Source organism: Flavobacterium macrobrachii (assembly GCF_014486675.1).
Taxonomy (GTDB): domain Bacteria; phylum Bacteroidota; class Bacteroidia; order Flavobacteriales; family Flavobacteriaceae; genus Flavobacterium; species Flavobacterium macrobrachii.
Genome location: NZ_JACTAC010000094.1, coordinates 1 through 9,229 on the forward strand (window position 1 = coordinate 1; position 9,229 = coordinate 9,229).

At 36.2% G+C, this 9,229-nt stretch carries 6 protein-coding genes and 1 pseudogene; 3 read left to right on the top strand and 4 right to left on the bottom strand.

What is annotated here, in order from left to right:
• A partial coding sequence (locus tag IAI56_RS14420; protein WP_187658534.1) for an Abi family protein occupies positions 1–412 on the bottom strand: 412 nt, incomplete at its 3' end.
• Positions 413–549: 137 nt separating this feature from the next.
• Entirely contained in the window at positions 550–801 is a 252-nt protein-coding gene (locus IAI56_RS14425; RefSeq protein ID WP_187658535.1) for a helix-turn-helix domain-containing protein, read from the bottom strand.
• Positions 802–1,453: 652 nt separating this feature from the next.
• Here IAI56_RS14425 and IAI56_RS14430 point away from each other — a divergent pair.
• Genes IAI56_RS14430 through IAI56_RS14440 form a run of 3 tightly spaced genes read left to right on the top strand, consistent with a single transcriptional unit; the run spans position 1,454 to position 8,421 of the window.
• A complete protein-coding gene (locus IAI56_RS14430) occupies positions 1,454–4,414 on the top strand; it encodes a SusC/RagA family TonB-linked outer membrane protein (RefSeq protein ID WP_317192421.1) in 2,961 nt (986 codons plus the stop codon).
• Between the two features lie 10 nt (positions 4,415–4,424).
• The gene (locus IAI56_RS14435; protein ID WP_187658537.1) at positions 4,425–5,819 is read left to right on the top strand and encodes a RagB/SusD family nutrient uptake outer membrane protein; all 1,395 of its coding nucleotides are present in this window, start codon (positions 4,425–4,427) and stop codon (positions 5,817–5,819) included.
• Positions 5,806–8,421 (top strand): alpha/beta hydrolase family protein, encoded by a 2,616-nt coding sequence (locus tag IAI56_RS14440; RefSeq protein WP_187658538.1) that lies wholly within the window; start codon positions 5,806–5,808, stop codon positions 8,419–8,421. Before IAI56_RS14435 ends, IAI56_RS14440 begins: the two co-directional genes overlap by 14 nt.
• A gap of 48 nt (positions 8,422–8,469) precedes the next feature.
• Here IAI56_RS14440 and IAI56_RS14445 read toward each other — a convergent pair whose 3' ends face one another.
• Both IAI56_RS14445 and IAI56_RS14450 read right to left on the bottom strand, forming a co-directional pair.
• Entirely contained in the window at positions 8,470–8,730 is a 261-nt protein-coding gene (locus IAI56_RS14445) for a DUF6520 family protein (RefSeq protein WP_187658539.1), read from the bottom strand.
• 72 nt (positions 8,731–8,802) lie between these two features.
• A pseudogene (locus IAI56_RS14450) lies at positions 8,803–9,229 on the bottom strand (MauE/DoxX family redox-associated membrane protein); the annotation flags it as partial.

The following is a 9,229-nucleotide window of genomic DNA, read 5'->3' on the forward strand; positions in this document are numbered from 1 at the left end:
TATGATTATATTGTATGGCAGGAGTACTTGTAGGTTTAGAAGGGAATATTCTTAGTAAAGTTTGACCGCCAGCCAAAAATTGTGGTTGAGCATAAAAATACCTCCAAAATCCGAAATCAAAAGAAGCTAAAAGTTTATTATGACTATAATAAGGTAATTTGCTTAAAGATTTCTGTATAAGCCTATTTGTTTTGACACATCGAGGAGTGTCAAAAAATCCACCTGTAACACTACTATCTCGAAGCCAATCACTACCATGTTGAGCAACATATTGGTCGTTTATTTTATTTCTTAAAGCAACTTCAAAACAGCTTATAATGGTAAACATCTCTTGTGAGAGTTTTAGATTTTTTCGATATAATGTCATTGCTTTTCGAGAATCATTACCTGTTGCAGCGAGGTATCGGCTCATTCTAGAACTAGACATTATGTTCTCAAAATCAACATATTTCATTTTTTATTTGCTTTTATATCTAAATGTTTTTATATTTGCACTATATTATTCCCAATAGCCCCTGAGCAATCAAGCTATTGGGTTTTTGTTTTTTGTTAATTATCTACTTTGTATTTCTGGATATCGAATTTAAAATTAAATAAATCTTTTGGGTGTACATTAAGTGCCAATGCAAATTTAGCTAATGTTTTTATAGTCAAATTTCTTTTACCTTGCTCATATTTGCTCACCTCTCCTGAATCGATTCCAGTTAGATACTCTATATCGTGTTGAGTTTGTTTATTTTTAATTCTCAATTCTGCTAATTTATCACCTATTTGCTTCTGCAAATCCTTACTAATATCCATGTTTACTTGATTTATAAGCAAGTTGCATCATTTGGGTAAAAATATTATTGGGATATATCCCACTATTTAAAAAAGTTTAATATATTTGTTTTTCAATTGCATCTTAAGATGTAAATTTGCGATTCTTCAAAAAGCATTGAAGCATTCGCTTTGAATCTCGTTCCAAAAACTGGTAATTTTTAGCACGCGAGATGATAAGTATGATGCTCACGTCCTATGGCGTGGGCTCACTTATTCGTGTGCAGGTATACCAGTACCTTGGAGCGTTTAAGTTGAGTTCCACGCTTTTTTTATGCTTTCTCGCGTAGGCTAGAAACTCTCCTTACTATTCCAAGCAAACTTCATTTTAAAAAGGATCGTACCATCTAGTCATTCTTATTCCTGCCTGCGGGCGTCTAACTAATTGGGTTTAGTTAGTTGGCGTCCGTAAGGCGATAAGAAATACAAAAACAAGCAGTGTAACCTTTAAAGATAACGCCTATGCAAAACAAACAGTCCTAAACTTCAAAAAAAAAGCCCTCTAGCAGGTCGGCAAACTTCACTAGAGGACAAGACAAACAAAACTAATGTTTCATTTAACTAAACCTATTTTATGAATAAATTTTCATTTATCCTAAAAAGTGGTACAATAAACTTTTCACTAGCGGTACTAGTGTTACTGTTTTGTACAACCACTTGGGCAAGTCCTCTCTCCTCGAGGCAACAAACACAACAACAAATTACCGGTACCATTAGCGATGCTGCTGGTCCACTACCCGCGGTAACCGTTACCGTAAAAGGCAAAACTTCGGGTACACTAACCGACCAAAACGGTTATTTTTCAATCACAGCCGCTGTAGGCGATACCCTTGTATTTTCCTTCATGGGCTACAAAACAGTAGAAATAACAGTCAACAATCAAAATACAATTAAAGTACAACTTCAAGAAGACGCTACCGCCTTAAAAGAAGTTGTTGTAAATGCGGGTTACTATTCCGTCAAAGACAAAGAACGTACAGGCAGTATTGCCCGCATCACCGCAAAGGATATCGAAACCCAACCGGTAACCAATGTACTGGCAACCATGCAAGGCCGCATGGCAGGAGTTGATGTTATTCAAAATACAGGTATGCCAGGTGGTGGTTTTGACATCCGCATCAGGGGATTAAATAGTTTGAGAGCTGTGGGTAATGCTCCTCTTTTTATAGTAGATGGTGTGCCTTTTGCCTCGGATGCTATTGGGAATACGCAAACCTCGACCAATCTACCAACGGCAACAAGTCCGCTCAACACCTTAACGCCAAGTGATATTGAAAGTATAGAGGTACTAAAAGATGCTGATGCCACAGCTATATATGGTTCTCGTGGTGCTAATGGCGTTGTTTTGATAACCACTAAAAGAGGAAAGACTGGAAAAACACAGTTTGCAGTTAGTTCTAGCACTGCGTTTGGACAAGTAATCAGTACTATGGACTTATTGAATACAGAACAGTATATTACCATGAGAGAACAGGCTTTTGCAAATGATAATATAGCTACTTATCCCGCCACAGCTTATGATATCAATGGCACATGGGATCGTAACCGCTATACTGATTGGCAAAAAGAATTGACAGGTAGAACCGCTCAAATAACCTCAATGCAGGCATCTGTATCAGGTGGTTCTGCTCAAACTCATTTTTTAATTAGTGGTACTACCTTTCAACAAGGAACTGTTTTCCCCGGAAATTTTGTTTATAAAAAAGGAGGAGTACATGCACAGCTTGATCATGAATCTATTGACAAACGTTTCAAAGTTTCTTTTTCGGGTAGTTATGACATACAAGATAACGACCAGCCTTCTCGTGATTTAACCCGTGTAGGCAGGAACTTGGCTCCTAATGCACCGGCTTTATATAACGAAAATGGCGAATTGAACTGGGAGAATAGCACTTGGGAAAATCCACTGGCTGCCTTAAGAGCAAAGGCATTAGCCAAAACAAATAATGTAATAGCCAATACACTATTTACGTATGTGTTGCCCTATGGTTTTACGGCTAAAGGTAGTTTTGGTTTTACTGATTTGCGACACGAAGAGTCAAGGAGTAATCCTTCCACTGTTTTTGATCCTATTTATGCCGCAACGGCTCAAAATTCTTCCATTTTTGTGAATACTACCAACAGACAATCTTGGATTGTAGAACCTCAAATACAATGGATGGGTAAAGCTAGCCAAGCAAAAATAGAGGTATTGATAGGTGCTACGTATCAACATACAGCCACTAACCGTATGCTACAACAAGGTTCTAATTTTACTAGTAATAGCTTGTTGTATAATATGGCATCAGCTGCTCTGGTTAGGGTTTTAAGCGATGATGATATTTTATACCGTTATCAGGCTTTTTTTGGAAGGTTAAATTTGGCTTGGGATTCAACCTACTTTATAAACATAACTGGTCGTCGGGATGGTTCTAGTCGATTTGGTTCAGGAAAACAGTTTGCTACTTTTGGCGCTATAGGAGCGGCGTGGATTTTTACCGAGGCATCGTTCTTTAAAGACCATTTCTCGTTTTTGAGTTTTGGAAAAGTAAGAGGGAGTTATGGTATAACGGGTAATGACCAAATAGGCGATTATCAATATCTAGATACTTATCAATCTTCTACGGCACTCTATGATGGAGGGGTTGGACTTGCACCTATACGTTTATTTAATCCCAATTTTAGTTGGGAAACCAATAAAAAACTGGAAGCTGCCCTTGAGTTAGGTTTTTTTAACGATCGTATTTTTGCTACTGCGAGTTGGTATCAAAACCGTTCCTCCAATCAGTTGGTAGGTATTCCTTTGCCTTCAACAACTGGTTTTACTAGTATACAGAGTAATTTGGATGCTACTATTGAAAATAGAGGTATTGAATTAAGTCTTAGAGCCGTTCCTTTCCAAAATAAAGATTTTGGATGGACTACGAATTTTAATATTTCCTTTTCAAAAAATAAATTACTTCAATTTCCTGGACTAGAAACCAGTACGTATCGAAATCAATATGTTATTGGAAAATCGATTAACATTCAAAAGTTGTATCAAGTAACCGGTGTAAATCCTCAAACAGGGGTGTATGAGTTTAAGGATTTTAACGGTGATGGAATGCTAACTTTTGCGGACGATGCTCAAGTAACTAAAGATTTGAACCCAGAGTATTTTGGGGGATTACAAAATCAAATACGTTACAAACGCCTACAGTTAGATTTTTTATTTCAATTTGTTAAGCAACAAAACTGGAATGCAGCTTCCTATTATTCTACTCCAGGTGCTTTCAGTAATCAACCAACCTCAGTATTGGGAAGCTGGCAACAAGCGGGTGATGTTGTAAGTACTCAACTTTATACCTCTGGTACTAATAGTGCGGCGGCTAATGCTTATGGTCGTTATGCCTATAGTAATGCCGCGATAACTGATGCCTCTTATATTCGTTTAAAAAACATTTCGCTTACCTACAATGTTCCTACAGGCTCGAAAGGGCTCGAATGCAGATTGAATGTGCAAGCACAAAACCTATTGACATTTACTAACTATAAGGACGGCGATCCCGAGTTTAGAAGTTTTAACTATTTACCTCCCTTGAGGATAATTAGTCTTGGCGCTGATATAAAATTTTAAAAAATCATGTATGAAAAATAAACTAATAATAAAACAAAGACTGCTTACTATCTTTAGTAGTATTTTATTTCTTTTAGTAGGTTCTTGCGATTCGTTTGTTGAGGTTGCACAACCTAATTCACAATTGACTAGCGAAGCTGTTTTTAAGGATTACACGACAGCAACGGCTGCTATGAAAGATGTTTATGCAAAAATGAGAGACAGTGGTTTGCTTACCGGCAAGTCGAGTGGTTTAACTCATTTATTGGGGCAATATACCGATGAGTTGATTAGTTATCAAACCTCTGAAACTAGTGCTTTTCCATTTTATAACAATTCTCTAGTTAGTACGCATATTTTTGTTAGAGACAATTGGAATTCAGCGTACAGCCAGATTTATGCTGCTAATGCAGTAATTAAGGGAGTAAATGCATCAACGGTATTAACTGCGCAACAAAAAAATCAATTGATTGGAGAAGCCTTGTTTGTTAGAGCTTTGCTTCACTCATATTTGGTAGGTGTTTACAATGCTTGTCCTTATGTCACTTCAACTCACTATGAGCAAAATTTGTCCTTGCATAGATTACCAATTAATGAAGTTTACGCTCTTTGTATTGCCGATTTGGAACAAGCGGTTTCATTATTGCCAGTGGCTTATGTAGGCACTTTGCGTTCGCGTCCTAACAAGAGGGTTGCGCAAGCGCTTTTGGCTCGACTTTATCTTTATACAAGCCAATGGGCAGCCGCTAGTAATGCTGCGTCGGCAGTTTTGAACGAAACTTCGTTGTATGTTTGGGAACCTGATTTTAATAAAGTTTTTTTAAAGGGAAGTACAAGTACCTTGTGGCAGTTTGCAGCAGCAGGAACAGTTGGAAATACTCAAGAAGGACTGTTGTTTGTCTTTAATGCAGGACCACCTTCCACCGCCTCTTTAACCACCGCTTTATTTGCTGCTTTTGAACAAGGAGATCTTCGTAAAACCAATTGGACTAGAACTATTACAGGCAATGCAACTTGGCATCACTCTTATAAGTACAAGCAAGGTATGGGTAGTAGTGCAACTACAGAGCATTCGGTAGTATTGCGATTAGCTGAGCAATATTTGATACGAGCCGAAGCCCGAGCGCAACAAGGCGAATTAACTACTGCTAAAGAAGATTTAAACTTTATACGAAACAATGCGGGCTTACCCAATACAGATGCTTTAACTCAGCAAGATATTTTAGAGGCTATACTACGAGAACGAAGAGTAGAGTTATTCACCGAAATGGGACATCGTTTTTTTGATTTAAAAAGGACAGGAAAGCTAAACGCTGTTTTATCAATCGTAAAACCAGGTTGGAATAACACAGACTCTTCATGGCCTGTTCCCGAGTCAGAGCTATTAATCAATCCAAATCTTGCTCCTCAAAATGAAGGTTATTAAAATTTTAATCGCTGTCTTTTTATATTGTACAATAGTTTCCTGCCCAGCATTAGGGCAGGTTACATCTAAAAAGCAACTTACCAGAGATGCTTATCATTTGTGGAGTAAAGTAGAACTAAAATCAACGTCTAAAAAGGGTGATTGGGTTAGTTACACCCTTTCTTATGAAAGTGGTAATGATACTTTGATAGTACAAAATAAATCAGCAACTAAGACTTATGCTTTTGCTAAAGGTACTGATGGCAAGTTTGCCAACGACACTCATTTTATTTGTATGCTACCCGAAAAAGAGCTAATAGTAGTTGATTTGAAGTTAGGAAAAAGAACTGCCTATGGAAGAGTGAAACAAGCTAATTTTTCAAATGATGGGATGTCATTAATCATTTTGAATGATGCTAATCAACTTCGAATAGAGTATCTAAAGTCGAAACGAATTGAACAAGTTGAAAATGTTAGTGATTACTATATGAATGCTACCGCTACTGCTATGGTTTATACTGTTGAAGAAAATATAGCATCTTTATATTATTGCGTGTTAGATGAAAACCAAAGAAAAGCAGAAGAAGTAATGCATTCCAATGAATCAACTTTTCAAAATATTGTTTGGCAAGATAAAGGCGAGGTATTTGCTTTTGTAAAAACTTATAAAAACAAGACAGATAATAGGAACGATAAAAACCTCTACGTATACAGTGTAACGGATAAAGTGGTTTTCGAACTGGATGTGAACTCCATTCCAGAAAGAAATGAGTTAACCCAATTGATGGCTCTTAAAAAAAGCACTTTAGTCATTTCGGATGATGCCCAGTGTGTCTTTTTTTATACCACAGAGGCAATAGCCAATCCCATTGAAAAACCAGTGGTACAGTTATGGAATGGAAATGATTCTTGGACTTATAGTCAAATAATGAATGAAATTTATCAGAAGCCATTGCGTTGTTTTGTATGGTGGCTTAAAAAAGGTATAGTTAAAGCAATAACTCAAAATGCCTCTACCAAAGTCATGTTAACTGGAGACGAACAATATGCAATAACCTATGATGTTAAAGGATATGATCCTCAATTTACTTTTTATAGTAAAACGAATTTTTATGCTACCGAACTTTTAACGGGAACTACTCGAAAAATTATAGAAAATCAAATTGCTATTTCTGATGAAGTTTCACCTTCCTATGGCGGAAAGTATATAGTATATCGGTCACAGAACGACTGGAAGCTATATGATTTAGCCAAAGATATTCATAAGCCGTTAACTAATAATATAACAGAATCGCTTTACGATAGTAATAATGATCGAGCAGGTGAAAAACCAATGTACGATATTGCAGGTTGGACAGCAAATGACGAAGCGATTATACTATATGATGAATATGATGTTTGGATGATTGATATAGCAACTATGCAATCTAAAAGATTGACTAAAGGAAGGGAAAAAAATATTGTATTTCGATTGACACATGCTTTGGGAGAATTAAAAAAGAATAGCAATTTAGACGCAACAATTTATCCGCTCATCGATTTAGAAAAAGGGTTTTGCCTTAAAGCTACTGATAAATGGAATAAGAAATCGGGCTATTACTTTTGGCAAGTTAAGGAACAATCACTACTCTTTAGAGATAAAGCAATAACCGAGTTAGTTTATACACCCTATAGTCAAACTGTTTATGTCAAGATGGAAGACTACGCTAATCCTCCTCAAATAATTGCTATTGATAAAAAGAGTAAAAAATCTATTTCGATTTTTAAAAGTAATCCACAGCATAAGCAGTTTGATTGGGGTTCATCAAGACTTATTACTTATACCAATTCAAAAGGAGTTAGACTGCAAGGCGCGTTGTTTTATCCTGCTAACTATGATGCAACTAAAAAGTATCCAATGTTGGTTTATATCTATGAAAAGTTGAGCAATCAATTGCATCATTTTGTGCAACCTAGTGTTTATACAGGAGGAGGAATAAATAGTAGTGTGCTGAATGCAAAGGGGTATTTTGTTCTCTATCCTGATATTTCTTATGAAATAGACCAGGTAGGAGAAAGTGCTAAAGATTGTGTTGAGAGTGCGACTAAAGCCGTTATTGATATGGGTGTTGTTCAGCCTGATAAAATTGGATTAATGGGACATTCTTTTGGTGGATATGAAGTAAATTATATTGCAACACAATCTATTTTGTTTGCAACGGTTATTTCAGGAGCAGGAGTTGCAGATTTATTGAGTAGCTATCTTTCAATTGGTTGGAATAATGGACGTCCTGAAATTTGGAGATATGAACAAGATCAATGGCGCATGAGTACTTCATTGTATGAAGGAATGTCTAATTATTTGAAAAATTCACCGATAATGTTTGCCAATAAAGTACAAGTACCTATGTTAATTTGGACAGGAGAACAAGACAAGCAAGTTCATTATTCACAGAGTATAGCGTTTTATAATGCACTCAGACGATTAGGAAAAAAACAGGTTTTATTGATTTATCCAGAAAATCGACACCGATTAACTACTCTAAAAAGTCAAATGGATTTTTCAAACCGTTATGAACAGTGGTTGGATACCTATTTGAAAGATTTACCTCCACCAGAATGGATTGTTAATGGGACAAAATAATTAAAAAGACAGTTTCGGTATTGGAAACTGTCTTTTTTTAGCATTACTTTAGTTATGGATTCTCCATAATTCAACCGTACAATCAAGCGAGGAATCCATGCCAAAAACATAAGCTCCTCCCGTGTTAGTTTCTGTACAAAGTGCTAACGTAGTTTCAACTGAACATTCATTCTTTTGTTCACAGTTAGGACCTTGTTTGATGTAACCCGGTACTGTAGTTACAACTGCTTTTGATTTAGAAGCAGTAAAAGCTCCTGCTACCGCAACGCTAAAAAGCGCCAACGATAAAAACAATTTTACATTTTTCATAATGATAAAATTTAAGTTTCTATTTTGACCTACTTTTTTCTACAGGTGTTCGGTCTAATTCCTGATTTTACTTTATTTTCTTCTTACCGAACTATCCAATTTATAAGCAATAAGCACTTGGTCAAAAAGAAAATAGACTTGCGCGGAAGTAGCAAACATTCCGTTAGGTTTTTTGTTATTTATGTTGTAGACATAAAAACTATATTGATATTCCTTAGTTTCTAAATTGTAAACATCCACTGCTGTAGCTTGCTTCCACATAGTGGTAGACTCGTATTTACCTCTCACATCAGAGTTTACAAACAAAAAGGTATCGTTTGCACTAATCAATCGGTTTACTACTAATGGCGGTGCGGCAATTTTTCTGTCACCATTACTAAGGTTTGCTATTTTAATTTTGGCTTTAGTTGTTGTATCAATAGTATTTCCTCTGTAGTCTAGTTCTAAATTTTTGCTTGCTACAATGAATTGATTTCGATAGAAATAGCTATATATTAAC